Here is a 24,921-nt window from a genome sequence, read left to right as displayed (position 1 = left end):
CCACCAGCGATATCAAAATCCCGAGTCGCCTAATGGTCCGCAGACGCAATGCGGTTAGAGCTTGCTGATCGGGGCGTGGTTGTGCATCAGCTTCACCCGCCCGGCGCTGCCGAAGTCGATGAGAGACATGGCCGATTCGCCGACGCCGGACACCTCTTCGACGCGGCCAAGCCCGTACTTGTCGTGAGTCACCCGGTCGCCGGGCTCGAGCACCAGCAACGGGCGCTTGCCGGCACCCGAGCGGGTCGGGGCCGCGCGTGGCGCACCGAACCAGCCGGCGCCGCTCACCGGCGCGCTGAACGACGGCGCCGGCGCGGTGCGCCGCCACTCGATGAGTTCCTGCGGAACCTCCCGCAGGAAGCGCGATTCCGGGTTCAGCGTGGGCTGCCCCCAGGAGGACCGGACGATGGCCCTGCTCAGATACAGCCGCTGACGGGCGCGGGTGATGCCGACGTAGGCCAGCCGCCGCTCCTCGGACAGTTCGGTCGGGTCGTCCAGCGCCCGCATGTGCGGGAACATGCCGTCCTCCCAGCCGGTGACGAACACCACCGGAAATTCCAGTCCCTTCGCGGTGTGCAGCGTCATCAAAGTGACCATGCCGGCGTCGTTCTCGGGGATCTCATCGCTGTCGGAAACCAGCGAGACGCGCTCCAGGAATTCCGCGAGCACGCCGGTGTCCGGGACGTCTTCGTCGTCGGGGGTCTGTAACGACTCGCCCAGCGCGGCCGCGTTGGCCCGGTCAGTGCTGAATTCGTGTGCCACACTGACGAGTTCGTTGAGGTTGTCCAAGCGGGCCAGATCTTGCGGATCGGTGGAGGATTCCAGTTCCCGCCGGTATCCGGTACGTTCGAGCACCGACTCGACCAGATCGCCGAGATCCTCGTCGAGGCGGCCCCTTAGCTCGTCGAGCAGCTCGACGAATCCGGTGATCGCCTTCTCCGCGCGCGAATTGAGCATCGGCACTTTGCCTTCGGCCGCGGCCACCAGCGCGTCGGCGAAACTCGCGCCGGTGTTCTCCGCGTACACCGCCACGCACGCCTCGGCCCGATCCCCGATGCCCCGGCGCGGGGTGTTGAGGATGCGCCGCATGCTGACCGCGTCACCGGGGTTGTCCAGCACCCGCAGATAGGCGACGATGTCGCGAATCTCTTTGCGCTCGTAAAACCGCACTCCCCCAACGACTTTGTAGGGAATGCCGGCGCGGATGAACACCTCTTCGAACGACCGCGACGAGTTGTTGGTGCGATAGAACACGGCCACGTCGTTGTAGGTGATCTCGCCCCGGTCGGCGAGCGCATCGATCTCCTCGGCCACGAACCTGGCCTCGTCGTGCTCGTTGTCCGCGACGTAGCCGACGATCAATTCGCCGGCGCCGGCATCGGTCCACAGCCGTTTGTCCCGGCGCCCGGAGTTGCGGGCGATCACGGAGTTGGCCGCCGACAAGATGTTCTGCGTGGACCGGTAATTCTGTTCCAGCAGAATGGTTATCGCGTCCGGATAGTCGCGCTCGAAGTCCTCGATGTTGCGGATGGTGGCGCCGCGGAACGCATAGATCGACTGATCGGCGTCACCCACCACGCACAATTCCGCCGGCGGCACATCGTCGGGCGATCCCGTCGCGTCGTGACCGACCAGTTCCCGCACCAGCACGTACTGCGCATGGTTGGTGTCCTGATACTCGTCGACCAGGACATGGCGGAACCGCCGCCGGTAGTGCTGGGCGATCTGCGGAAAGGCCCGTAGCACCGCGACGGTCTCGCCGATCAGGTCGTCGAAGTCCAGCGCGTTGGCCGCGCGCAGCCGCCGCTGGTATTCGCCGTACACGGACGCCACGGTGCGCGTCAGGTCGTCGGAGTCGTCCGTCAGTTTCGCCACCGCCTCAGCGGGGTCGATCAGCTCGTTCTTCAGGTTGGAGATGGCGTTGGCCAGCAGCCGGGGCGAGTAGCGCTTGATGTCGAGCCCCATGTCGCGACCGATCATCTGCAGCAGGCGGCGGGAATCGTCGGCGTCGTAGATCGAGAAGTTGGAATTGAGGCCTTCGATCAACGACGCCTGGTTGCGCAGGATCCGCACACACGTCGAGTGAAAGGTGGACACCCACATGGCGCGGGCCCGGTTGCCGACCAGCCGCACCACCCGTTCGCGCATCTCGGCCGCGGCCTTGTTGGTGAAGGTGATGGCCAGGATCTGGCCGACCCCCGCGCCGCGCGCCGCGATCAGATAGGCGATGCGGCGCGTCAACACGGCGGTCTTGCCGGAGCCGGCCCCTGCCACGATCAGCAGCGGCGAGCCCTCGTGCACCACCGCCTGGCGCTGTTGCGGGTTGAGGCCTTCGAGCAACTGATCTGCTTCGGAGGCCAGGTTGGCATCGGTTGCGTACACACTCATGTTGGTCCAAACTTACCGCCGCCCACCGACGCAACGCGCCCAGGCGTGACAACAGGCTAGTGGCCCGACCGCCCTCCGCCCGGCAAAAACGGGGCGGCGAAAGGCGTGTTTCGCAGACAAATGTGCCCAGATTTCAAATGGCGACTAATTAGACTCGAGTAAAAAAGCCGCGCATAATCGCGGCCCGAGTTTGCGCCGCCGTCAATCTCGCACAATCTCCTATAACACCGAATTTCGCGCCCTGTTAATGGATTCCGTACCCGGCAAGCAGGCCCGGGGTTGGCGGTCACCGCAACCGAACACCGGCAAGTCTCACGCGGACGTCGACCGGGTAATGGCCAGCTCACGAACGCCTTTTTGCGCGAGAGCCGATTTTAGTGGCACACTCGTTTGGTGCTCAACGCGCAGCGCCGTCGGCGGCCTTGCACCCCGAACTGCCGCCGATTTTTCTACGGGTACCGGTTAGCGGTCCCCGTGCTCTAGCTGCTTTCGTCAGAGCCCCGTGGTCCGCTTCCGGAGACCGGGGCTCGTCTCTTTTGTGAGGCCCGAAACCGGATGAGACCACAACCCCCACATCCCGAGAATGCGGAGTCAGCAGAGATGAAGGTTGAGACGGTGGAAACCCCACAGACGGCCGCCGAAGAGTTGAGTATCGACGACTTGCGTCACGAGATCGACCGGTTGGACGCCGAGATCCTGGCCGCGGTGAAGCGCCGCACCGAGGTCTCTCAGGCGATCGGCAAGGTCCGGATGGCATCCGGCGGCACGCGGCTCGTGCACAGCCGCGAAATGAAGGTGATCGAGCGCTACAGCGAGCTCGGTCCCGACGGCAAGGACCTGGCGATCCTCCTACTGAGGTTGGGCAGGGGCCGGCTCGGTCACTGACCCGTCACACCTGGCTGGGTCGCGGCGCATCCGCCCGCCCCGACGGTGACGGCCCGTCCCCCGCCCCGCTACGCGGCGCTTGCGACCGTCACTAGCCCAACGGTGACGGCCCGCCGCGCCCCGCTACGCCGCGCTTGCGACCGTCACTAGGGTCGAACTATGACCTCCGTGCAAAGCCTCCCCGACATCACCGCCACCCCAGCGTGGGACGCCCTGCGCAGGCATCACGAACAAGTCGGCGCGACCCATCTGCGCCAGTTCTTCGACGAGGATCCCGACCGCGGCCGCGAACTCACCGTATCGGTCGGCGACCTCTACATCGACTACAGCAAACACCGCGTCACGCGAGAGACGCTGCGGCTGCTGGTCGATCTGGCGCGCACGGCTAACCTCGAAGAGCGCCGCGACCAGATGTTCGCCGGCGCGCACATCAACGTCTCCGAGGACCGGGCGGTATTGCACACCGCGCTGCGACTGCCCCGGGACGCCGAACTGATCGTCGACGGCCACAACGTCGTCGAGGACGTGCACGCCGTGCTCGATCGGATGGGCGCCTTCACCGACCGGTTACGCAGTGGTGAATGGACCGGGGCCACCGGGAAAAGAATCAGCACGGTGGTCAACATCGGCATCGGCGGATCGGATCTGGGGCCGGTGATGGTCTATCAGGCGCTGCGCCACTACGCCGACGCCGGGATTTCCGCACGCTTCGTCTCCAACGTCGACCCGGCCGACCTCATCGCCACGCTGGCCGACTTGGACCCCGCCACAACGCTTTTCATCGTCGCCTCCAAGACGTTCTCCACGCTGGAAACCCTGACCAACGCGACCGCCGCGCGCCGCTGGCTGACCGACGCGCTCGGCGACGCCGCGGTCTCCAAGCATTTCGTGGCGGTCTCCACCAACAAGCGCCTGGTCGACGACTTCGGCATCAACACCGACAACATGTTCGGCTTCTGGGACTGGGTCGGGGGACGGTATTCCGTCGATTCGGCGATCGGCCTCTCGGTGATGGCCGCGATCGGCAAGGAGGCCTTCGCCGATTTTCTGTCCGGATTCCACATCGTGGACCGGCATTTCAAGACTGCCCCGCTGGAGTCCAACGCGCCGGCGCTGCTCGGGCTGATCGGGCTGTGGTACTCCAACTTCATGGGTGCCCAGTCGCGCGCGGTGCTGCCCTACTCCAACGACCTGGCGCGATTCGCGGCCTATCTACAACAGCTGACGATGGAATCGAATGGTAAGTCGACGCGCGCCGACGGCACTCCGGTCACCACCGACACCGGCGAAATCTTTTGGGGCGAGCCGGGAACCAACGGCCAGCATGCCTTCTACCAATTGCTGCATCAGGGCACCCGGCTGGTGCCGGCCGACTTCATCGGCTTCAGCCAGCCTCTGGACGACCTGCCCACCGTCGAGGGCACCGGCAGCATGCACGACTTGCTGATGAGCAACTTCTTCGCCCAGACCCAAGTGTTGGCGTTCGGTAAGACCGCCGAGGAGATTGCCGCCGAAGGCACGCCGGCCGACATCGTGCCGCACAAGGTGATGCCCGGCAACCGGCCGTCGACCTCGATCCTGGCCGACCGGCTAACGCCGTCAGTGCTGGGCCAGTTGATCGCGCTCTACGAGCATCAGGTCTTCACCGAGGGCGTCATCTGGGGCATCGACTCGTTCGACCAGTGGGGCGTGGAGCTGGGCAAGACGCAGGCGAAAGCGCTGCTCCCCGTGATCACGTCCGACGGCTCGCCGGCTCCGCAGTCCGACAGCTCGACCGACGCGCTGGTGCGCCGCTACCGGACCGAACGCGGGCGCACCAGCTAGTAGCCCTCAGCCGGTCCGGCTCGTGACGTCCGACCCGAGTCGGCGCACGAAGGTGCGCAAGCGTTCCACGGTCGCGGTCTGCGGCTCACTGAGGTGCAGCTGCAGCAGTTCGCGTCCGGCGGCGTGCAGGATCCGCGCGGTGTACTCGGGGTCGTGCACTCCGGGATTGGTGCGCAGCAGTTCGCTGACGAAGAACTCCAACACGACGGCCTGCGATTGAGCCAGCCGCGCATACAACTCCGGGGGAGCGCCCTGCGGCGGAAACAGGAACAGCCGCCACGTTGCCGGGTGGGCGTCGACCGCGGACAGCACGCCGTCGAAGGCAACCACAAGCGACTGGTCCTCGGAGACGGCATCCAAGCCGGAGACCGCCTCGGCGAACTGGGCGCCGGCGCGGGCCGCCTCACGGTCGATCAGCGCGACGAACAGTCCCGCCGGGTCGCCGAACAGCTGATAGATCAACGACCGATTGATGCCGGCCGCCTCGGCGATGCGATTGGGTGTGGCCGCGTGGAACCCCTCGGCGTCGACGATCGCGTGCGTGACGTCGAGGATCTGCTCGCGCCGACCTTCGGCGGTCATGCGCCGCTTAGGGCTGCCCGCACTCATGCTTGACAGCATAACTAACAACTTGTGAGTATTTACTCACGAACTGTTAGTTAATGGGAGGCAGCGATGGTCACGTACTACCCCGAACTCGCCGAGCGAGTCCGCAGCCAGCGCGCATTGCAGCCCGACCTGTATGGAGACTTCGACTTCGACCGGCAGCCGGATCGTCTGGCCACGGAGCCCGGCGTCGACTCGGCCCTGCCCGCCTGGATCGCCGACCGCGCACCGATCCTGGAAGACGACCGCGTGGTCGAGTTGATGAGCACGGCCACCCTGCTCGGCGACGTCGTCGCCGATCCCTATGCGGCACTGATGGCTTCGCGCAGCGTCGTCCAGCTGATCGACATGCTCAAGACGGCCTGCCGGGAGGGCGTCGAGGCGGTGCCCGACGCGCCCCCGGAGCTGGTTTCGTTCATCGCCGCCATGGAGGCCACCCCGGAGTGGATCGACTTCGACCTGGTCCGTGAGGGCGCCCGCCAAGAGCGGATCCCCGCAGCGCTGCTGGCCCCCTTCATCACGCGAGGGGCCTTCATCGCGACCTTCACCAACACCTACGCCGCGCTGCCGATGGCGCTCACCGGCGCACTCTCGGGCAAGCGGGCCGCCCGGCGAGTAAACGAGACCGCGAGTTTCTTCGCCGTCACCACCCTGCCCGGTGCGCTGGACCGTTTCGGCCCCGGTTTCGAGGCGGCCGCTATGGTCCGGCTGATGCACTCGATGGTCCGCTACAACGCCCTCAAGAAATCCGACAAGTGGGATGCCGCCGTGTACGGCATGCCCGTGCCGCAGGTCGACCAGATGCCGGCCGGAATGATCGGCCAGTACCTGCTGGCCCGCAAGGCGCGCCAACAGGGCCGGACCGAGTTCACCGCCGAAGAGCGCGCCGTCGTCGAATTCGCCAGGTATCGCTGCTTTTTGCTCGGCCTGCCGGAAGAGCTGTTGCCGGCCGAACCGGCCGACATCATCCACGTCATGCACGCGCGCTCGGCACTGCTGCGCGACGGATTCGACAGCATCTGCCAAGAACTCGTCCGCGGCACGATGGCGGCCTATTTGCGCCCCGACACCACGCTGTTCGACCGTTGCGCTGAAGCCGTCGAAAAGAGTTTCAGCAAGCTCACTTTCGTTCGCACCTTCTGCAATGGGAATCGCGACATCGCCGAGGCCATGGGCGTCTCGATGGGGCCGACGGACCTCATCCGGGTCGCCCTCACCGCGCCCTTCATCATCGGGCGTTTCACCGCGGTAAGCCACGCCAGCCGCATCCCCGTGCTTCGGGACCTCACCGACGCCTACGTCATCGGGCTCCTCAAGCTACGGCTGGCGACCTACGGCAAGCCCGAATTCACCAGCGACGCAGCGCATTACACGCCGGTGCCGCACTGACTCAGGCGAACCACTTGGTGAGCGGGGGCGGGAGCACCCGCATCACCTGCACCAGCGGCGCCCACGGCCACCACGGCACCGCCGCCCGGCCGGGCTCACGTTCCATGGCGGCGACGAGCGCGTTGACGCCGGTCTCGTTGTCCACCATCAACATCGTGCTGTTCGACTTGGCCGTCATCTCCGACTCGATGTAGCCGGGTTCGATGACCGAAACCTTGATGGGGCCCTTGGCGTATTCGGCGCGCAGGGATTCACCCAGCGAACTCAACCCGGCCTTGCTTGCGGCGTAGGCGGCCTTGACACCCGGCACGCCCTTGTTGCCGAGCACCGACGAGATGAGCACCAGATGGCCGGAACCGGTGTTGTTGAACATCTCCAGCGCCGTCTCGATCTGCACCAGCGCGGCCACCAGGTTGGTCTCGAGGGTCGCCTTGTTGGCCCATACCTTGCCCGAGCCGAGCTTCGCGCCCTTGCCGATGCCGGCGTTGACGACGACGCGGTCGATGCCGCCGAGCTCGTCGCTGAGTTCGCCGAAGACCTTCGGCACCTGCTCGTGGTCGTTGACGTCCAGCGCCGCCACAGCGATCTTGATGCCCGGGTACTGTTGCGACAGTTCGGCTTTCAGCTCGTCCAGCCGGTCGGTGCGCCGCGCGCACAACGCCAGGTCGCGGCCCTTGGCGGCGAACGCTCGCGCCATGCCGGCGCCCAGGCCGGAACTGGCACCCGTGATGAGGATCTTCTGACGAGTCATCCGGGCAGCATATCGACAGGTGTCAAGTCGCGGGCCGCCGCCTACTTGAGCAGCCGTGACATCCGCCGGTCGGCGAGCACTTTGCCGCCGGTCTGGCACGTCGGACAGTATTGAAAAGACTTGTCCGCGAAGGAAACTTCACGCACGGTGTCCCCGCACACCGGGCAGGGCATGCCGGTGCGGGCATGCACCCGTAGGCCGGAGCGCTTCTCGCCTTTGAGCGTGGCCGCCCCCTGGCCCACGGACCGGCTCACCGCGTCGCGCAGGACGGACACCATCGCGTCGTGCAGCGTGGTGAGCTGCTCATCGGTCAGCTTGCCCGCGGTGGCGAACGGCGAGATCTTCGCGACGTGCAGGATTTCGTCGCTGTACGCGTTGCCGATGCCGGCGATCACCTTCTGATCGGTGATGACCGTCTTGATCCGCCCGGTGTTGCCGGCCAACAGCCCGGCAAGATCGTCGACGCTGAGCTCCAGCGCGTCGGGGCCGAGGGCGGCGATGCCGGGCACCGACTGCGGATCGTCGACGAGCCACACGGCCAGCCGCTTCTGGGTGCCGGCCTCGGTCAGGTCGAAGCCGGGTGCCTCGCCGGGCGTGCCCAGGTGCACGCGCAGCGCGATCGGGCCCTTGCCGGGCCGAAGTGGCGCCGCCGCCAGCTTGTCGGACCACCGCAACCAGCCCGCCCGCGACAGGTGAGTGATCAAGTACAGCTCTCCAGCCTGCAACCCCAGGTACTTGCCCCACCGGTGAGCCCCCGTCACGGGTTGGCCGTGCAGCACGCTGAGTGGCGGGTCGAAGGTTTTCAGGACGGAGAGCGCGCCGACGTCGACGCGGCCGATCGTCAGGCCGACGGCATGGCGGCGCAGATGGTCGGCCAGGGCTTCGACCTCGGGCAGTTCGGGCACGCCCTTCAGTCTGCCGGTCTGAGTAAATAGGTGTCCATGATCCAGCCGTGCCGCGCACGCGCCTCGGCCCGCAGCGCCCCGATGCGCGTGGCGACCTCTCCGACGGTGCCCGCCACCAGCAGCTCGTCGCCGGTGCCCAGGTAGGCGCCCCACCAGATGCGGGTGTCGGGCGGGCACACCTGAAAGGAGCACTCGGCGTCGAGCATCACGACCGCCGATCCGTCCAGGCCGTGCGCGCGCAACTTCCTGCCGGTGGTGATCAGGACCGGTTCCCCGACGTCGTTGAGCGGGATGCGGTGTCGAGCCGTCAGCGCCTGGACCGCGGTGATGCCGGGGATGACGTCGAACGTGAACTCGAGCTCGGCCGCATCGGTCTTGATGGCCTCCAGGATGCGCAGCGTGCTGTCGTACAGCGATGGGTCGCCCCAGGCCAGGAAGGCGCCGACGCCGTCGCGGCCCAACTCGGCGGCGATCGCCGCCGCCCAGACCCGCGCCCGTGCCGCATGCCAGTCCGAGACGGCGTCGCGGTAGCCGGAGTCGGCCGACCGTTTGGGGTCGGGCAGCTCGACGAAGCGGTAGCCCGACTCGCGGATGAACCGGGCGCAGATCTCGCGCCGCAGCGCCACCAGGTCGCTTTTCGCCTCGCCTTTGTCCATCGCGAAGAACACCTGGGTGTCGTTGAGCGCCTCGATCGCCTGAACCGTCACGTAGTCAGGGTCGCCGGCGCCGATGCCGATGACGTGGATATGCCGGCCCAAGAAACCCTCCTCGTTGCTTGCATCAGATTGCCGAATCGAAACCGCAAGGGCCTAGTCGGGACCAAAAGTACCCAGTACCATTGGTACCGTCTGAAGCACCCAATGAAGGGACGCCAGCACCATGACTTCCGCGGTGAAACCAGGTGGGCCGAGTCGTGAAGAGTTCTCGGAGCGGCTACTCAGGGGCTCGGTGAAAAAGTCCTACGAACCGATCGTCGACATCGACTGGGACGCCCCGCTGGATCCGGACAAGTTCTTTCTGCCGCCGCGGCTGGTGTCGCTGTACGGCACCCCGATGTGGGACGAGATGACCCGCGAGCAGCAGATCGAGCTGTCCCGCCAGGAGTTGGTCAACACGCTCTCGGCGGGCATCTGGTTCGAGAACATGCTCAATCAATCACTGCTGCGGACGATCCTGCACGAGGACCCCACGAGCCGGTCGACCCATTACAAGCTCACCGAACTGGGCGACGAGACCCGCCACATGGTCATGTTCGGCAAGGCCATCGAGCGCATCGGCGCAAAGCCGGTGCGGCCCAGGCTGTTTCACCGGATGATCATTAACGCGCTTCCGCTGGCGTTTCAGCGCGGCTCGATGCTGTGGGTGGCCGCGCTGATCGGCGAGGAAATCTTCGACTCATTGCAGCGGCAGATGATGGACGACCCGGAATTGCAGCCGATCATCCAGCGGCTCATGCGCATTCACGTCACCGAGGAAGCGCGCCACATCCAGTTCGCCCGCGACGGCGCCCGCAAACGCGTGGCCGAAATGCCCCGGATGAACCGCTGGTTCATGGCCAACATCAACGGGCTGGGCGGGTACTTCTTCAACTACTTGTTCAGCAACCCGATCCCGTATGCGCGCACGGGCCTGGACCCGAAGCGGGCGCGACGAATCGCACGGACCAGCCCGCATCGCCGTGAGACGCAGGTCGCCGGTTTCGCCCCGCTGGCGGCGTTCCTGTCCGAGGTGGGTCTGCTGGGTCCCATCGCCCGCCGCGGCTGGAAGCGCAGCAGATTTCTGTGACGCGGCCGCGCGGCCTTCGCGAGCCCCGCCATCCCGTAGCCATCTTGGGTGCGCACGCCGGCGCAAGCGCGGCATTGTCGGGGGCCGGCGTCACCGACTATGTGGTCCTGGACGGGCCGGCGTCGGCGGTCCAGGCAAGGTTCGACGACGTCACGGATTGCTGGCTGCTGACGACGGCCGCGGGCGGGGATGTGCGGGCGCGTGCCGTCATCGCCGCCGATGGGGCGTCCTTCGTTCCCTGGCTGCCGAACATCGCGGGCCGCGACCACTTCCTGGGCGCGTCGTTTCACGCGGCTGCCTGGGACCCCGACTTCGATCCGTCCGGTAAGCGCATCGCGGTGGTCGGCACCGACACCGCCGCCGGTCACCACCTCGGCCGGCTGATCGAGGCGGCGGCGTCCGTCACCGTCTTCGCCCACTCGCCCCGCCGGGTGGTCACCGAACTCCCACTGTGGCCAACCCGGGCCACGCGCTGGCTGCGTCACCGCATCCGGCCAACCGCCGCGCGCCCTCGCGTCAAGCTGGCCGGGTCGGCGATCGAGGCGGTGACCGCATCGAGCATCCGCACCAGCGATGGCGCCGAGCACCGCGTCGACGCCATCGTCTACGGCACCGGCTTCTCCATCCCCGAAGAGCCGGCCGATCGCACGCTGATCGGTGCCCGCGGGATGACCATCCGGCAGGCCTGGCACGACGGCATGGAGCCCTTCTACGGCGTGGCGGTTCGCGGCTTCCCCAACTACTTCTTCATCACCGGGCCCGACACCGACGCGCAGGAACGCTACATCGCCGACTGCCTGCGGCTGATGGAGCGCACGGGCAGCACCCGCATCGAGGTGCGCGCCAGCAGCCTGGGGGTGTTCAACGAACGGGCCCAGCTCACACCCGACCAGGCTCCTCCGGTGGCATCCGCGTTCGACCTGTCGGCCGCCGCGCCCGAGCGTGGCGACACCTATGACGGTGCGGCGACGCTGGAAATCGGCGGCGCCAGCCATCCGGTGCGGGTCCGGCTCACCGGCCACCTCGACCCGATCGACGGCCGCTACCACTGGCAGGGAACGGTATTCGGTTCGCCATCGCGGCCGCTGCCGGACGAGGCGCTCAGGCAAGCGCGGACCGCGACGTTGACCGTGGGCCGGCGCAGCGCCGCCGCGCGCATCGTCGAACAGACGCCGTGGGGGACGCACTCGGTCGCCGGAGTGGGCGCCCCGCCGTACGCCCCCAACTGATCGACGGTTTTCCGCTGCTCATCGCGCGATTTTTCGACACAATGCCGCGTTTGGGGGTCCGCGGTAGGTGGTAAACCCGGGGGATGCGCGTGCAGCGCAGCGAATCGAACAATGTGTTCGGCGCGGTAGAGGCGGGGGCCTCGAACGGGTGGGGACGAGCACGCGCCTCACTCATGCCGGGCCGCCGATGGCGTGTGCCCCGGCCGCGGCCCCGGTGGGCTGCGATTTCTGGCGGCGTCCAACCCGGTCGACCCGAATTAGACTTTTGCCGCCGAGGGCGGATACTCAAGCAGTTGGCCCGGCAGAAATTCGAGGAGCAGCGATGAAACCGGACGACAAGACCCAGCTGAAAAGCCGGATTGCGACGTCGCCTCCGTTTCGGACACCCCCGGGAACCCGTGCGCCTCGACTTCCTGGGCCCGCGAAGGCGAAGGGGTTGCGGTGGTGAGCTCGGTAGCTGAGTCCCCCAGCTCGCTGGCCGTCGCGACGCGGACGGATCAATCGGTGGCGATCTTGACCGTCGACGGCGTGCTCGACACCACCAACTCCTCGGCGCTCCGCGACCACATCCTGCAGGCCACACTGGGCGAGCCCGCGGCCGTCATCGTCAACATCTCCGCGCTCAAGGTGCTCGCCGAATTGGCGTGGTCGACCTTCATCGGCGCGCACTGGCAGGTTCGCGGCAACCCCAACGTTCCAATCGTGCTGGTATGCGCGCACCGCGGGACACGCGAGGCGATCACCCGCAGCGGCGTCGCCTACTTCATGCCGGTCTACTCGACCGAGAAGGCCGCGATGAAGGCGCTCGGTCAGCAGAGCCGGCGCGCCGTGCGCCGCGCCGACGCCCAGCTGCCCGCCGACCTGACCAGCCTGCGCGAATCGCGTCGCCTGGTCCGCGAATGGCTCACCGCCTGGTCGCAATCAACACTCATCCCGGTCGCGTTGGTGGTGGTCAACGTGTTCGTCGAGAACGTGCTGGAACACACCGCGAGCTTCCCCGCAATGCGGATCGAGAGCCATGGCGCGACGGCCACGATCGCGGTGTCCGACAGCAGCCGCGCCGCGGCCGTGCGGCTGCCGTCGCCGACGAACGGCATCGACGTGTCCGGCCTGGCGATCGTCGACGCGTTGTCACGCGCGTGGGGCAGCACGCCCACCGCGGCCGGCAAGACGGTGTGGGCGGTCATCGGGCCCGAAAACCAGCTCTGACGCCTTATTGTGCTGGGAACCCGGGCACGGGTAGAACTAGAACACGTTCTAATCTCGTGTGACGACCCGTTTCAGGAAGGCAGATGACGTGCGGTTCACCTACGCGGAGGCGATGACCGACTACAGGTATTACATCCCGCTGGCCCAGGCGGCCGAGGCGGCCGGGTACCACGCCATGACGATCGCCGACAGCATCGCCTACCCCTTCGAATCCGACTCGAAGTACCCGTACACCCCCGACGGTGATCGCGAGTTCCTGGACGGCAAGGAGTTCATCGAAACCTTCGTGCTGACAGCGGCATTGGGGGCGGTGACGACGAAGCTGCACTTCAACTTCTTCGTCCTCAAGCTGCCCATCCGGCCGCCGGCGCTGGTGGCCAAGCAGATCGGTTCGTTGGCCGCGCTGACCAACAACCGGGTGGGCTTCGGTGTCGGCACCAGCCCATGGCCGGAGGACTACGAACTGCTGGGTGTCCCGTTCGCCAAGCGCGGCAAGCGCATGGACGAATGCATCGAAATCATTCAGGGGCTTACCAGCGGCGATTACTTCGAATTCCACGGCGAGTTCTACGACATCCCGAAGACCAAGATGACGCCGGCTCCCACCGAGCCGATCCCGGTCCTGATCGGCGGGCATGCGGACGCCGCGTTGCGCCGCGCGGCCCGGCTGGACGGCTGGATGCACGGCGGCGGTGACCCGGAAGAACTCGACGGGCTCATTGCCAAGCTCAAGCGGTATCGCGAAGATGCCGGCAAGACCGGGCCGTTCCAGATCCACGTCATCTCGGCCGACGCGTACACCGTGGACGGCATCAAACGGCTCGAAGACAAGGGCGTCACCGACGCCATCGTCGGATTCCGCATTCCCTACATCAAGGGCAAGGACACCGAGCCGCTGGAGAACAAGATCCGCAACCTCGAGATGTTCGCCGAGAACGTCATCGCGAAGGTCTAGCCAACGTCACAGCGGATCCCACTTCGGAGCCCGCTTCTCCCGGTGCGCCTTGGCCGCCTCGGCCGGGTTGTTGGTGAAACCGCTGAGGATCTGGGTGCGGTTCTCGATCTCGATGGCATGCCGCAAGCTGGGCGCGTCCAGTGCCGCGTTGAGCCCGATCTTGGTCTGCCAGACGCCGTAGGCGTTGTTCTCGGCGATCGACCGGGCCACCTTCAGCGCGGCCGTCATCAGCTCGTCGGGGGCCACCACCTCGTGCACCAGCTTGATGCGGTAGGCCTCGGCCGCGTCGATGATGCGGCCGGTCAGCATGAGTTCGCGCGCCACTCCCGCGCCGACGATCTTCGGCAGCAGATAGCTGGTGCCCATGTCCATCGACGAGAAGCCCGCCTTGATGAACGCCGAGGAGAATCGGGCCTGGTCGGAAGCGACACGGATGTCGGAGACCAGTGCGAACGCCAGCCCTCCCCCGACGGCCACGCCGTTGACGGCGGCGATCACCGGGATGGGCAGCTCATAGATCCGGGTGAACAGCTCGGCCAGGCGGACCTGGGAGTCGTAGTTGACCTTGAACGGCGGGGTCCACGGCCTGGGCGTGGTCCACGGTTCTCCGGTGCCGCTCAAGTCGGCCCCGGCGCAGAATCCGCGGCCGGCGCCGGTCAGGATCGCGGCCCTGAAGTCGCCGCCGGCGAGGACGTCCAAAGCACGCTCCACGCCGTCGATCAGCGATCCGTCGATGGCGTTCAGGCGCTCCGGGCGATTCAAGACGATGCGGGCGATGTCGCCTTCGAGGGTTTCCAATTCCACTGCGGGCATACGAGAAACCGTAAGCGACGCGATATTCACCGGCGGGGCATACCGTGGTTTGGCCGCCACACCGAAGGAGAAACCATGGCACGAACCGAAGGTGACAGCTGGGACTTGGCCAACAGCGTGGGAGCGACGGCAACCATGGTCGCCGCCGCCAGGGCCGCCGCGAGCAAGCGTCCGCAGCCGGTCGTCACCGACGACTTCGCCGAGCCGCTGGTGCGTGCCGTGGGATTGGACGTTTTCACCAGGCTCGCCAGCGGCGAACTGGATTCCGACGAGCTCGGGCAGAGCGTCGGATTTCATCGGATGGTCGACACGTTCGCCGCCCGCGCCCGGTACTTCGATGATTATTTCGCAGCGGCCGGCCAAGCGGGGCTGCTGCAGGTGGTGATCGTGGCTTCGGGACTGGATTCCCGCGCATACCGGCTGCGCTGGCCGATCGGCACGACGGTGTACGAGATCGATCAGCCCGAGGTGATCGCGTTCAAGGCGGCGACGATGTCCGAGATCGGGGCGGCCCCCACCGCCAGGCTTCGCGAGGTGGGGATCGATCTGCGCGAGGACTGGCCGGCGGCGCTGCAGGAGCAGGGCTTCGATTCGGCCCATCCCACGGCCTGGCTCGCCGAAGGCGTGCTCATCGGGTGGCTCCCGCCGGAGGCCGAGATTCGGCTGCTGGACTCCATCATCCCGCTGTCCGCCGAGGGCAGCCGGTTCGCCGCCGACTACGGCACCGTGACCGGCACCTCGCCGGCGGCCCAGGAACAAGCGCGGCTGATGACCGAGGGCTGGCGACGGTGGGGGCTCGAGATGGACCTGACCAGCTTGACGTATCCGGGCGAGCACACCGACGTCGCGGCGCATCTGCACGAGAATGGTTGGGAAATAACCGAATCCAGGCTCACCGATCTGTTCACCGCCGCCGGGTTGCCGGAGTTGGGGCCGGCGGCCGAGCAGGTCCCGGCGACCACGATCAAATTCGTCCGGGCCGTGCGGCTCTAGCCCCGCTTGGCCAGCCACTCGGCCTGCATCACCAGCAGGGCCATGACCTCCAGCTGCGGGGTATCGGGGTCCAGTTCGCGGTAGCGCTGGTAAACGTTGACGACCACGCGCTCCGCGTCCAGCCAGGTCGCATACTCACCGAGGTCGATGGTGTCGGCCCCTTCGGACCACGACAGCCCGCGGCGGTAGGCGGCCTCAGCTTGTTCGGAGACGTGCGCGAGATATCCACGGACCGCACGGATTCCGTCCGGGTCGCTGACGGGGCCATGGCCGGGCACCACTGTCGGCGCGTCGAGCGCGATCATCGCGTCGCACGCGGCGATCCAGTTGGCGATCGGGCCGGCCCACACAATCGGGGTACAGCCGATGAACAGCAGGTCGCCACCGAAGAGGACCCCCGCGTCGGGTACGTGGACCACCGAATCCGCGGCGGTATGCGCGGGCCCCAGGTTCAGCAGGTCGATGCGCCGCCCACCCACCTCGATGGTCAGCTCACGGTCGAACGTCTGATCCGCGTTGCGCACCGTGATTCCGCTGAAGTCGAAGTGTCCGAAGCGGTCTCGCGTGTAAGGGGTGGCAACCGGCCCGAGGTTCGCGGTCTGCGCCATCGCCAGCATCTCGGGCGCCATCCCGTGCGCGATCTCGTCGGCGGTACCCTGTGCGGCGATGATCCGCACCGAGGCGTCGAGCAGTTGGTTGCCGTGGGTGTGGTCCCCGTTCGAGTGGGTGATCACCGTGTCGGTGATGGGCGCCGACGAGGTGATATCCCGCATCGCGGTGAGCATTTCGCGCGTCAGCGCCAGGTCGAACAGGGTGTCGACGAGCAGGGACGCCCCCTCGCCGGCGACCAGCCCGGCGTTGCTCCACCCGTAGCCGCCGTCCGGCAGCGTCCACGCCCACACCCGGTCGGCGACCTCGTGCAGGCCGCGGGTGTAGGGCACCTTCGCGGGTGCCCGGTTCACCCGCCGCGGGGCGGGCGCCGCGTCCGGGTTGGCCCGGGCCGCCAGGGGGTGCGGTGCGCCGCTGGCGCGCACGATTTGCCGGGTCTCGCCGAGCCCCTGGACCTGGAGCGTGACGACGTCGCCCTCGTGCAGCCAGCCGGGGAACGAGTCCAGCGCCGTCGGGTTCAGGTGCTCGACCAGCGTGCAGGTCGGCACGGTGCCGGAGCCGATGACGTCGCCGGGGACGAGCGTCACGCCGCGCGACGCGTAGGAGATGACTTCGCCGAAGGTCCAATCCATTTGGGCGGTCGATCCCGACCCGATCACGGCGTCGTTGACCAGAGCGGTCACCCGCAGGTCGAGCCTGCCGTCCCGCCGGTAGGGCTCGAGCTCGTCGGGCGTCACCAAGTACGGGCCCAGCGTGACGGCGCTGTCTTTGCCTTTGCCCTGCCCAATGCCGAGTTGGCTTTCCATTTGTTGGAGGTCACGCGCGGACCAGTCGTTGAAGATGGTGTAGCCGATGATGGCGCGTTCGGCTTCCTCGACCGAGAGGTCCCGCCCACCGGTTCCGATGACCGCGGCGATCTCCAATTCGAAGTCCTGCCAAGCACTCCCGGGCGCGGTGGGGGCGTCGTCGTAGGGTCCCAGAACCGTTGCCGGACAGGCGAAGTAGAACGCCGGTATCCGGTACCAGGTGTCAGCGAGCGTTCGCCCGGCGCCGAGCGCGGCCTGGCAGTTGCGCATGTGGTCGAGAAAACACAACGAGTCGCGGATGGACGGCGGCCGTGGGATCGGGGCCAAGAGCCGCACCGTCCCCGCTGGCACGCCCGCCGCCGGCGCGCGCAGCGCCTCCTCGCCGGCAGCACGCAACCCTTCGGCGCCACGGCCGATCAGGCCGAGCAGCGTCACGCCGGCGGGCATCGCGTGGATGGCGTCACCGGAGAGCACCCCGGTGCGTTCACCGTTGGCATCCAGGTAGGTCACCCATTTCATTCGCGCACCACCTCACTCGGTTCCTTGTCCGGCCGCAGTCCGCGCCAGCTCGATTGGCGTAACCGGTCATCGGGGGTCCACTCGCTGTAGCGCACCTCCCCCACCAGCACCGGCTCGACGTAGGTCACGCCCCTGGCCTCGCTGCGGGGAAGCGGTGGGGTGAAGGGGGATTGGTCGGTGTGCAGCGGCGCCAGGGTCTTCTTCAGGTTCGCCAGGTCACGTTCGGTGAACCCGGTGCCGACCCGCCCGGCGAAATGCAGGCCGTTGTCGGTGGGAATGCCCATCAGCAGCGAGCCGATGCCGCTGCTGCGGCCGCCCTCTCCCGCCTTCCAGCCGCCGATGACGACTTCCTGGGTGTTCCAATGCTTGTCCTTGATCCAGGACGCCGAGCGTCGCCCCGGCTGATAGGTGGAGTCGCGCTTCTTGGCGACCACGCCCTCCCACCCGTGCTTGCCCGAGTGCTCCAGCGCCTGTTTCCCATCGCCCGGCAACAGCTCGGGGACGATGAGGTCACTGCCACTCGCGAGAGTTTCCAACAACTTTCGGCGGTCCTGGTAGCGGGCCCTCAGCAGCGAACGACCGTCGAGATACAGCACATCGAACGCCCAGAATTCCACTCGGCTGCCGCGGCCGCGGTTCTGCATCGCGTGAAAGCTCGGCACCCCGGCGGCGTCCAAGACGACGGCCTCCCCGTCGAGCACCACGTGATGATCGGCGAGATCTGCTGCGAGCGAACCTAATTGGGGATATTCGTTGGTAACCTCGCGGCCGCGCCGCGACCTTACCCGCAGGGCGCCGTGGTCGATTTCGACCAGCAGCCGGTAGCCGTCCCATTTGCCTTCGAAGGCCCACTGGCCCGCCTTGCACGCCGACACCGAGCCATGGGTGGCGAGCATGGGCGCTATTCCGTCGAAGTCGAAGACCTTCTGGTCTTTCATCCGGTGCGCCAGCCACTGGTCACCGTTGGTCTGGATCAGCGCATAGCGGCCGGAAACCTTGCTGCCATGCAGATTGACGATGACCTCGTCGTCGAGAAATTTCTCCGCCTCATAAGTCCCGGAGTCCCAGATGATCACCTTCCCGGCCCCGTACTCCCCCTTGGGGATGTTGCCCTCGAAGCTGCCGTACTCCAGGGGATGATCCTCGGTGTGCACCGCCAGGTGGTTCACCGAGGTGGTTTCGGGCAGGTTCTTCGGCACCGCCCACGACACCAGCACGCCGTCTTTCTCCAGCCGGAAGTCGTAGTGCAGCCGGCGGGCATGGTGTTCCTGGATGACGAAGGAATTGCCTTGGCCCGTGGTCGGTTTCGTCCGGGGAACCGGCTCCGGAGTTTTCGACGCGTCCCGCATGCTGCGGTACTTGGTCAACCGGTCCGGGACGGCGACGTCGTTGTCCAGCGCCGCCAGCAGATCGCCGTCACGCGCCACCCGGTCCAGCACCTCGTCGTAGCGCAATTGACTCAGCGCCGCCGGGGCGGCGAGTTCCTCCCAGGTGCGCGGCGCCGCGACCGTGGGATGTTCGCGCCCGCGCAACGAATACGGCGCGATGGTCGTCTTCGCCCCGTTGTTCTGGCTCCAGTCCAGGAACACCTTCCCCGCGCGCAGGCTCCGGGTCATGGTCGACGTGACCAGCTTGGGCATCGACTTTTCCAGTTGCTGGGCAACCCGTTTCGCCAACACCGTCGCCCCCTTGCTGCTCACCGGCTCCGCCAGCGGCGCGTAGAGGTGCAGGCCTTTGCTGCCGCTGGTGAGCGGAAACAGGGTCAGCCCGATTCCGCCAATGAGATCGCGCACGGCATGGGCCACCTCGGCGAGCTGGGCCATGGTCACGCCTTCACCGGGATCGAGGTCGAACACCAATCGGGTTGCGGGACCGGGCTTGAGCTCTTCCGCTTTGCTTCGGGTCCACTCGGCGACGAACCGCCATTGCGGCACGTGCACTTCCAGCGCTGCTTGTTGCGCGATCCAGGCCAGTCCTTCGGGGCTGTCGATGATCGGATACGTCGTGGTTCCGGACCGGTGCGTGACGCTCGCGCGCGGCAGCCAGTCCGGCGCCGACGAAGCCAGTTGCTTCTCGAAGAACGAATCCTGTTCGACGCCATTGGGCCAGCGTTTGCGGGTGGCCGGGCGCCCCGCGATGTGCGGGATCATTACCTCGGCGATCCGGGTGTAGTAGTCGAAGACGTCCCGCTTGGTGGTGCCGGTGGCGGGGTAGAGCACCTTGTCGGCGTTGGTGAGCTTCACCCGCGGTGCCATGGTGTCAACTTACGCGTTTGAGCAGCGATCATGGCTTCCCACCACGGATTATGTCTCAAACGTAAATTTATGTGACATCGATTACGAAGGCGTTAGACCCGCGGGCACCCCGGGCACGGAGTACCGATGCGCATATTGTCCCGGCGTCCAGAAGGCGGCGTCCCCCTCAGCAATGCCACCCTGCAACTGCACTCCCAGAGAATCGCAATACCCACTTACGAGAGGTCGGCCCTGCAACGCGGTGTCGTGCACATCGGCGCGGGCAACTTCCACCGCGCACATCAGGCCGTTTACTTCGACGACCTTGCCCGCTCAGGCATTTCGCATCGTTGGGGTGTTACCGGCGTCAGCCTGCACTCCCCCGGCGCCAAAGACCTGCTGTCGGCACAGGACGGGCTTTACACCGTCGTGCAGCGCGGCCATGACGGCCAGACCGCCCGCGTGGTCGGATCGATCGGCTCCGTCCATTACGCACCGAATGACGGCGCCGCGGTCCGTGCCGCCCTGGCCGATCCCCAAACCCGAATCGTCAGCCTGACCATCACGGACAACGGATACTTCCTGGATCCGGTCACCGACGAGTTCGACGTGAACCACCCCGACGTGCGCGCCGACCTGGTCGCGTCCGATGGCTACGCCACCGCGTGGGGATATCTGGCCGAAGCTCTCGATCGGCGCCGCCGCGCGGGCTTCGCGCCGTTCACCGTGCTCTGCTGCGACAACATTCCAGGCGACACCCGGCCGGCGAGAACCGCGCTGGTGTCGTTCGCCGCATGCAAGGATCCGGGGCTTGCCCGCTGGATCGAAAAGCATGTCGCGTTCCCGTCGACCATGGTCGATCGCATCACCCCGCAAACCTCGAACTCGGAGCGCAAATTCGTCGAGCAGACGTTCGGCGTGGCCGACAGGTGTCCGGTCGTGACCGAGCCGTATCGCCAATGGGTGATCGAGGATTCGTTCAGCAACGGACGGCCGCCGCTCGAGGAGGTCGGTGCCGAGTTCGTTGCCGATGTCAGCGACCACAAGCTGATCAAGACACGTCTTCTCAACGGAACCCATATCGCGCTCGCGTGCCTGGCGACGCTGGCCGGTTACCAGCGCACCGACGAAGCGATGCGGGACCGCGTCCTTTTCGATTACGTCGAGAGGCTGCTGCGCGACGAAATTCAACCGCTGCTGCCCGCGGTCCCCGGGATGAACACCCCCGAATACCGGGCCACCTTGCTCGATCGGCTCGGCAATCCCCGTATGAGCGACCAATTGTCGCGGCTGGCCCGGCGGGGAACGAGCAAAATCACCTCGTTTGTGCTGCCCTCCCTGCAGGAGGCGATCGCGCAGGGTCGACCGCACACGCTGCTGATGTTGGCCGTTGCCGGATGGGCCAGGTATATGCGCGGCCACGACCTCCAGGGCCGCAAGCTCCGCCTCGACGACTCGCAGGCGATACCGGTGGCTAAGTTGGCCAACATGGCGGGCAACAATCCTGATCCGCTGCTGCGGCATGCGATGTTCGCCGAGCTGCGCGCGGTTCCCGGCTTTGCGGAGCGCCTCGGCGAGATGATCGCGCAAATCGACACGCGCGGCGTGGTGCCCACGCTGCGTGACGCGATGCGCAACGACGAGCGAGAGTTGGTGGCACGATGACCGATGAGCTGACCTTTGTGCGCACGTTCGACCCGGCGCCGATCACGACTTTGCTGTGTGACGCCGATGACAACCTGTTCGCTTCGGAGAGGCCGGCGTTCGAAGCGTCGACCGAGGTGATGAATCGCTTCCTGGCCAGGTTCGGGGTGACCGCTCCGCTCGACTCGGAGGAGTTGCGTAAGCGGGCCGTCGGGAAGAACTTCCGCGCAATGGCTCTGGGCCTGGCGGTCCAATCCCAACTGCCGCTCGACCCAGCGCTGGCCGACGGCCTTCCCGCAGCGGTGGTCGCCTCAGACGGTGACCTGGCGAAGGGCAACGCGTTGTCCGCCGACGAACTCGAGCAGTGGGTGCTCGAAGAGCGCGAACGGGTGACCGCTCATCTCGCTGTCACGCTGACCCCCGACCCGCAGGTACTGGAACCGCTGCGAGACCTCGCGCCGCACTACGCGCTGGCGGCCGTCAGCTCCAGCGCCACCAAGCGTCTGCGTGCCTGCTTCGCCGCCACCGGCATCGACTCGCTGATACCGGAGGCCGTGACTTTCAGTGCGGAGGACTCACTTGCGGTGCCGACAAGCAAACCCGACCCGGCGGTGTATCTGCATTCCGGCGAGGTCATGGGCGTCGCAGCGGAACAAGGGCTGGCCATCGAAGACTCCGTGGCCGGCGTGAGTTCCGCGGTCGCGGCCGGCTTCGCCACCGTCGGCAACCTGATGTTCGTGTTACCTGACGAACGGGATTGCCGCCGAGCGGAATTGATCGATGCCGGCGCAGTCGCAATAACCGATTCGTGGCGTGCGCTTGCCGATGTCCTGCTGTTGTCGGCTGTGCCGACCGGAGGTTCCCCCCTCGCGTAGGGCATCGACTGGTCCGCGACTGGGCTTCGGCCCGCGGCCGTCATACCGTCGAGAGGTGCTGCGAGCCCGGTAACGATCCGGGCTGTGGCCCGGTGAGGAGTTGGCCAATGGTGGCTAGCGCGATCAACCTGAACAATGCGTCGCTTTCCGAACTGCCGATCGAGGCGCCGAACTATGACCGCGGCAGCGTGACCGTCGGTATTGCGCATATCGGTGCCGGTCATTTTCACCGCGCGCATCAGGCTGCGTACCTCAACCTGCTGATGCAGCAGGGCCTGGCACACGACTGGGGCATCTGCGGCGTCGGGGTGATGCCCGCCGACTGGACCATGCGCGACGTCCTCAACGGTCAGGACGGGCTGTACACGTTGATCTTGGAGAATCCCAACGGCAGCCGGGATGCCCAGGTCATCGGGTCGATCGTTGACTACCGCTACGCCCCGGACGATCCGGAATCAGCGTTAGAGGTGCTCGCCGCGGCATCCACCCGGATGATCTCGCTGACCATCACCGAGGGCGGGTACCGCGATCCCGATGGGCCGGCGTTCGCGTTGATCACCGAGGCGCTCGCCAGGCGGCGCGATCGAGGAGTCTCCGCGCCGACCGTGGTCTCCTGCGACAACATCGAGAACAACGGTGAAGTCGCCAGGCGTACCGTGCTGGCCAGTGCCGAACGCAGAGATCCCGCGTTGGCCGAGTGGGTGGCGGAACACGCCCGGTTCCCTAGTTCGATGGTTGACCGCATCACTCCGGCAACGACTTTGGAGATGGCCGCGGAAGTACGGCGCGACTTCGGCGTCGACGACCGGTGGCCGGTGGTTGCCGAACCCTTCACCGCCTGGGTGATCGAAGACGACTTCGCCGATGGTCGGCCGCCGCTGGAACAAGCGGGGGTGCTGATGGTCGACGACGTGCGCCCGTACGAGCTGATGAAGCTGCGGCTGCTCAACGCGGGGCATCAGTGCCTGGCCTACTTCGCCCATCTGTGCGGCTTCCAGTTCGTCCACGAGGCGGCACGCGATCCCCTATTCGCCGAATTCTTGCTCTCTTACTTCGACACCGAGGCCATCCCCACCCTGCCGCCGGTGCCGGGAATCGATTTGCACGAATACGGCCGCACGCTGGTCGAGCGGTTCGCCAACCCGGCCGTGCGCGACACCGTCGCGCGCCTCTGCGCCTACTCGTCGGACCGCATCCCGAAATGGCTGTTTCCCGTCATCTGCGACAACCTGGCCACCGACGGGCCGGTTCGCCTGGCGGCCGCGGCGGCGGCCAGCTGGGCGCGCTACGCCGAGGGCACCGACGAATGGGGTAAGCCGTACGAGGTGGTGGACCAGCTCGCGGATTCGCTCATCCCGATCGCCCGGTCGCAACACCAGAATCCCACCGCGTTCATTGAGGTGACCGCCGTGTTCTGCGATCTGGCCCACCAACCGCGGTTTGTCGAGGCGTATTGCTGGGCGCTGGATTCGTTGCACAGCAAGGGAGCTCGGGCGACGCTGGAGGCTTTGGTGCGATGACCCGCGGGCTGGTGATCGGCGAGTCACTGATCGACATCGTCGACGGCGACGAGCACGTCGGTGGCAGTCCGCTCAACGTCGCCGTCGGACTCGCCCGGCTGAGCCGCGACGTCGACTTCCTGACCCACATCGCCGACGACCCCTATGGCCGGCGCATCGTCGACTACGTGAAAACTGCTGGCGCACAGCTTGTCCCGGGCAGCATTTCGGCTATCCGAACACCGACCGCGGTAGCGACTCTCGCCGAGGACGGGTCGGCGGACTACGTGTTCGATCTGGACTGGCGACTCTCCGGCACCCCAGAAGTTCGGCCACCGCTGTTCGTCCACACCGGATCCATCGCCGCCGTGCGGGTGCCGGGCTGCCTGGCGGTCGCGGCGCTGATCGAGACCTACCGCGTCTCGGCTACGGTCACCTTCGACCCGAACGTGCGGCCGTCGCTGATCGACGACCCGGCCGTGGCGCGCGCCCGCATCGCACGTCTGGTGGAGCTCAGCGACGTCGTCAAGGTCAGCGACGAGGACCTGCGCTGGATCGACCCCGATCACGAACCGGAGCAGACCGCTCGAAGCTGGCTGGCGTCGGGACCGGCGATCGTGGCGGTGACGATGGGCGCCCGCGGCTCGCTGGCCGTGTGCTCGGCCGGCGAGGCACGCGCGGCCGCCAGGCCCGTCCGGGTGGTGGACACCGTCGGCGCCGGTGACGCCTTCGCAGTGGGCCTGCTCGATGCGCTCTGGGGGATGAACTTATTGGGCGCCGACCGCCGGGCCGCCCTGCGCAACATCCCGATCAGTGTCCTCGCGGAAGCGCTCGAGGCGGCCAGCCTTTCGTCGTCCGTGACCGTGGGCCGCGACGGAGCGGACCTCCCCTATCGCGCCGACCTGCGGGCCCGGGCAAACCGGCCGTAGCTTCTCGGCAGGCTTCGATGCGGTCACGAGCTGCGGCGCAACGGCCCCGCGTCCTGTTAGCCGGCGAACAGTAT

The 24,921-nt window shown here is 66.9% G+C and carries 20 protein-coding genes and 1 pseudogene; 12 read left to right on the top strand and 9 right to left on the bottom strand.

Annotated features, from left to right (window positions below):
• Positions 1-54 precede the first annotated feature (54 nt).
• Positions 55-2,388 (bottom strand): DNA helicase PcrA, encoded by a 2,334-nt coding sequence (gene pcrA, locus A5781_RS01685; protein WP_067200171.1) that lies wholly within the window; start codon positions 2,386-2,388, stop codon positions 55-57.
• A gap of 555 nt (positions 2,389-2,943) precedes the next feature.
• Between pcrA and A5781_RS01680 the strand changes: the two genes are divergently transcribed.
• Positions 2,944-3,273 (top strand): chorismate mutase, encoded by a 330-nt coding sequence (locus A5781_RS01680; RefSeq protein ID WP_082939175.1) that lies wholly within the window; start codon positions 2,944-2,946, stop codon positions 3,271-3,273.
• 159 nt (positions 3,274-3,432) lie between these two features.
• Complete coding sequence (pgi, locus tag A5781_RS01675; RefSeq protein ID WP_067200164.1) at positions 3,433-5,097, top strand: glucose-6-phosphate isomerase; 1,665 nt, start codon at positions 3,433-3,435, stop codon at positions 5,095-5,097.
• 6 nt (positions 5,098-5,103) lie between these two features.
• Here pgi and A5781_RS01670 read toward each other — a convergent pair whose 3' ends face one another.
• Positions 5,104-5,679, bottom strand: a complete 576-nt coding sequence (locus A5781_RS01670) for a TetR/AcrR family transcriptional regulator (protein ID WP_067200160.1) — start codon at positions 5,677-5,679, stop codon at positions 5,104-5,106.
• Positions 5,680-5,772: 93 nt separating this feature from the next.
• Between A5781_RS01670 and A5781_RS01665 the strand changes: the two genes are divergently transcribed.
• Entirely contained in the window at positions 5,773-7,092 is a 1,320-nt protein-coding gene (locus A5781_RS01665; RefSeq protein WP_067200156.1) for an oxygenase MpaB family protein, read from the top strand.
• Between the two features lies 1 nt (position 7,093).
• Here A5781_RS01665 and A5781_RS01660 read toward each other — a convergent pair whose 3' ends face one another.
• From A5781_RS01660 to cobF, 4 genes and pseudogenes are all read right to left on the bottom strand, one after another.
• Positions 7,094-7,843 carry an SDR family oxidoreductase gene (locus A5781_RS01660; RefSeq protein ID WP_067200152.1) on the bottom strand — a complete coding sequence of 250 codons (750 nt, stop codon included), beginning with the start codon at positions 7,841-7,843 and terminating at the stop codon, positions 7,094-7,096.
• 41 nt (positions 7,844-7,884) lie between these two features.
• On the bottom strand, positions 7,885-8,352 hold the full coding sequence (locus A5781_RS26015) for a zinc finger domain-containing protein (protein ID WP_231990559.1): 468 nt from the start codon (positions 8,350-8,352) through the stop codon (positions 7,885-7,887).
• Between the two features lie 153 nt (positions 8,353-8,505).
• A pseudogene (locus A5781_RS26010) lies at positions 8,506-8,748 on the bottom strand (DNA-formamidopyrimidine glycosylase family protein); the annotation flags it as partial.
• Positions 8,749-8,753: 5 nt separating this feature from the next.
• Positions 8,754-9,506, bottom strand: a complete 753-nt coding sequence (gene cobF, locus A5781_RS01650) for a precorrin-6A synthase (deacetylating) (protein WP_067200145.1) — start codon at positions 9,504-9,506, stop codon at positions 8,754-8,756.
• A 121-nt stretch (positions 9,507-9,627) separates the two neighbouring features.
• Here cobF and A5781_RS01645 point away from each other — a divergent pair, with 121 nt between their 5' ends.
• The 4 genes from A5781_RS01645 to A5781_RS01630 all read left to right on the top strand — a co-directional run bounded on the left by A5781_RS01645 (position 9,628) and on the right by A5781_RS01630 (position 13,926).
• Entirely contained in the window at positions 9,628-10,533 is a 906-nt protein-coding gene (locus A5781_RS01645) for a diiron oxygenase (protein ID WP_067200142.1), read from the top strand.
• A gap of 242 nt (positions 10,534-10,775) precedes the next feature.
• The gene (locus A5781_RS01640) at positions 10,776-11,762 is read left to right on the top strand and encodes a DUF4873 domain-containing protein (protein WP_231990558.1); all 987 of its coding nucleotides are present in this window, start codon (positions 10,776-10,778) and stop codon (positions 11,760-11,762) included.
• A 444-nt stretch (positions 11,763-12,206) separates the two neighbouring features.
• Positions 12,207-12,971 (top strand): STAS domain-containing protein, encoded by a 765-nt coding sequence (locus tag A5781_RS01635; RefSeq protein WP_067200466.1) that lies wholly within the window; start codon positions 12,207-12,209, stop codon positions 12,969-12,971.
• 88 nt (positions 12,972-13,059) lie between these two features.
• Positions 13,060-13,926 (top strand): LLM class flavin-dependent oxidoreductase, encoded by an 867-nt coding sequence (locus A5781_RS01630; RefSeq protein WP_067200139.1) that lies wholly within the window; start codon positions 13,060-13,062, stop codon positions 13,924-13,926.
• 6 nt (positions 13,927-13,932) lie between these two features.
• Here the strand turns inward: A5781_RS01630 and A5781_RS01625 are convergent, their stop codons facing one another.
• Positions 13,933-14,730, bottom strand: a complete 798-nt coding sequence (locus A5781_RS01625) for an enoyl-CoA hydratase/isomerase family protein (RefSeq protein WP_197503652.1) — start codon at positions 14,728-14,730, stop codon at positions 13,933-13,935.
• Positions 14,731-14,814: 84 nt separating this feature from the next.
• Between A5781_RS01625 and A5781_RS01620 the strand changes: the two genes are divergently transcribed.
• Positions 14,815-15,732: an SAM-dependent methyltransferase gene (locus A5781_RS01620; RefSeq protein WP_067200133.1), complete on the top strand. Its 918-nt coding sequence runs from the start codon at positions 14,815-14,817 to the stop codon at positions 15,730-15,732.
• On the opposite strand, the gene A5781_RS01615 is transcribed toward A5781_RS01620, so the two are convergent.
• Together A5781_RS01615 and A5781_RS01610 are read right to left on the bottom strand one after the other, a co-directional pair.
• Positions 15,729-17,666 (bottom strand): fumarylacetoacetate hydrolase family protein, encoded by a 1,938-nt coding sequence (locus tag A5781_RS01615; RefSeq protein WP_067200129.1) that lies wholly within the window; start codon positions 17,664-17,666, stop codon positions 15,729-15,731. The genes A5781_RS01620 and A5781_RS01615 overlap by 4 nt on opposite strands.
• The gene (locus A5781_RS01610) at positions 17,663-19,921 is read right to left on the bottom strand and encodes an ATP-dependent DNA ligase (RefSeq protein WP_067200126.1); all 2,259 of its coding nucleotides are present in this window, start codon (positions 19,919-19,921) and stop codon (positions 17,663-17,665) included. The genes A5781_RS01615 and A5781_RS01610 overlap by 4 nt, the downstream gene beginning before the upstream one ends.
• A 126-nt stretch (positions 19,922-20,047) precedes the next feature.
• On the opposite strand from A5781_RS01610, the gene A5781_RS01605 reads away from it, so the two are divergent.
• The 4 genes from A5781_RS01605 (at position 20,048) to A5781_RS01590 (ending at position 24,847) form a co-directional block, all read left to right on the top strand.
• On the top strand, positions 20,048-21,565 hold the full coding sequence (locus tag A5781_RS01605) for a mannitol dehydrogenase family protein (protein ID WP_067200122.1): 1,518 nt from the start codon (positions 20,048-20,050) through the stop codon (positions 21,563-21,565).
• The gene (locus tag A5781_RS01600; protein ID WP_067200118.1) at positions 21,562-22,419 is read left to right on the top strand and encodes an HAD family phosphatase; all 858 of its coding nucleotides are present in this window, start codon (positions 21,562-21,564) and stop codon (positions 22,417-22,419) included. The genes A5781_RS01605 and A5781_RS01600 overlap by 4 nt, the downstream gene beginning before the upstream one ends.
• A 107-nt stretch (positions 22,420-22,526) precedes the next feature.
• Positions 22,527-23,939, top strand: coding sequence for a mannitol dehydrogenase family protein (locus tag A5781_RS01595; protein ID WP_067200114.1), 1,413 nt, complete (start codon positions 22,527-22,529; stop codon positions 23,937-23,939).
• Positions 23,936-24,847, top strand: coding sequence for a carbohydrate kinase (locus tag A5781_RS01590; RefSeq protein ID WP_067200111.1), 912 nt, complete (start codon positions 23,936-23,938; stop codon positions 24,845-24,847). Before A5781_RS01595 ends, A5781_RS01590 begins: the two co-directional genes overlap by 4 nt.
• Positions 24,848-24,921 lie beyond the last annotated feature (74 nt).

The sequence above is a fragment of the Mycobacterium sp. 852002-30065_SCH5024008 genome (assembly GCF_001665645.1).
In the GTDB taxonomy this organism is placed as follows: Bacteria; Actinomycetota; Actinomycetes; order Mycobacteriales; family Mycobacteriaceae; genus Mycobacterium; species Mycobacterium paraffinicum.
The sequence above is the reverse complement of the archived record's forward strand: the minus strand, read 5'-3'. Positions and strand labels throughout refer to the sequence as shown.

Coding starts and splice junctions, on each gene's coding strand:
- pcrA (WP_067200171.1), bottom strand. CDS start 2,388: ATGAGTGTGTACGCAACCGATGCCAACCTGGCCTCCGAAGCAGATCAG.
- A5781_RS01680 (WP_082939175.1), top strand. CDS start 2,944: ATGAGACCACAACCCCCACATCCCGAGAATGCGGAGTCAGCAGAGATG.
- pgi (WP_067200164.1), top strand. CDS start 3,433: ATGACCTCCGTGCAAAGCCTCCCCGACATCACCGCCACCCCAGCGTGG.
- A5781_RS01670 (WP_067200160.1), bottom strand. CDS start 5,679: ATGACCGCCGAAGGTCGGCGCGAGCAGATCCTCGACGTCACGCACGCG.
- A5781_RS01665 (WP_067200156.1), top strand. CDS start 5,773: ATGGTCACGTACTACCCCGAACTCGCCGAGCGAGTCCGCAGCCAGCGC.
- A5781_RS01660 (WP_067200152.1), bottom strand. CDS start 7,843: ATGACTCGTCAGAAGATCCTCATCACGGGTGCCAGTTCCGGCCTGGGC.
- A5781_RS01645 (WP_067200142.1), top strand. CDS start 9,628: ATGACTTCCGCGGTGAAACCAGGTGGGCCGAGTCGTGAAGAGTTCTCG.
- A5781_RS01620 (WP_067200133.1), top strand. CDS start 14,815: ATGGCACGAACCGAAGGTGACAGCTGGGACTTGGCCAACAGCGTGGGA.
- A5781_RS01615 (WP_067200129.1), bottom strand. CDS start 17,666: ATGAAATGGGTGACCTACCTGGATGCCAACGGTGAACGCACCGGGGTG.
- A5781_RS01610 (WP_067200126.1), bottom strand. CDS start 19,921: ATGGCACCGCGGGTGAAGCTCACCAACGCCGACAAGGTGCTCTACCCC.
- A5781_RS01605 (WP_067200122.1), top strand. CDS start 20,048: ATGCGCATATTGTCCCGGCGTCCAGAAGGCGGCGTCCCCCTCAGCAAT.
- A5781_RS01600 (WP_067200118.1), top strand. CDS start 21,562: ATGACCGATGAGCTGACCTTTGTGCGCACGTTCGACCCGGCGCCGATC.
- A5781_RS01595 (WP_067200114.1), top strand. CDS start 22,527: ATGGTGGCTAGCGCGATCAACCTGAACAATGCGTCGCTTTCCGAACTG.
- A5781_RS01590 (WP_067200111.1), top strand. CDS start 23,936: ATGACCCGCGGGCTGGTGATCGGCGAGTCACTGATCGACATCGTCGAC.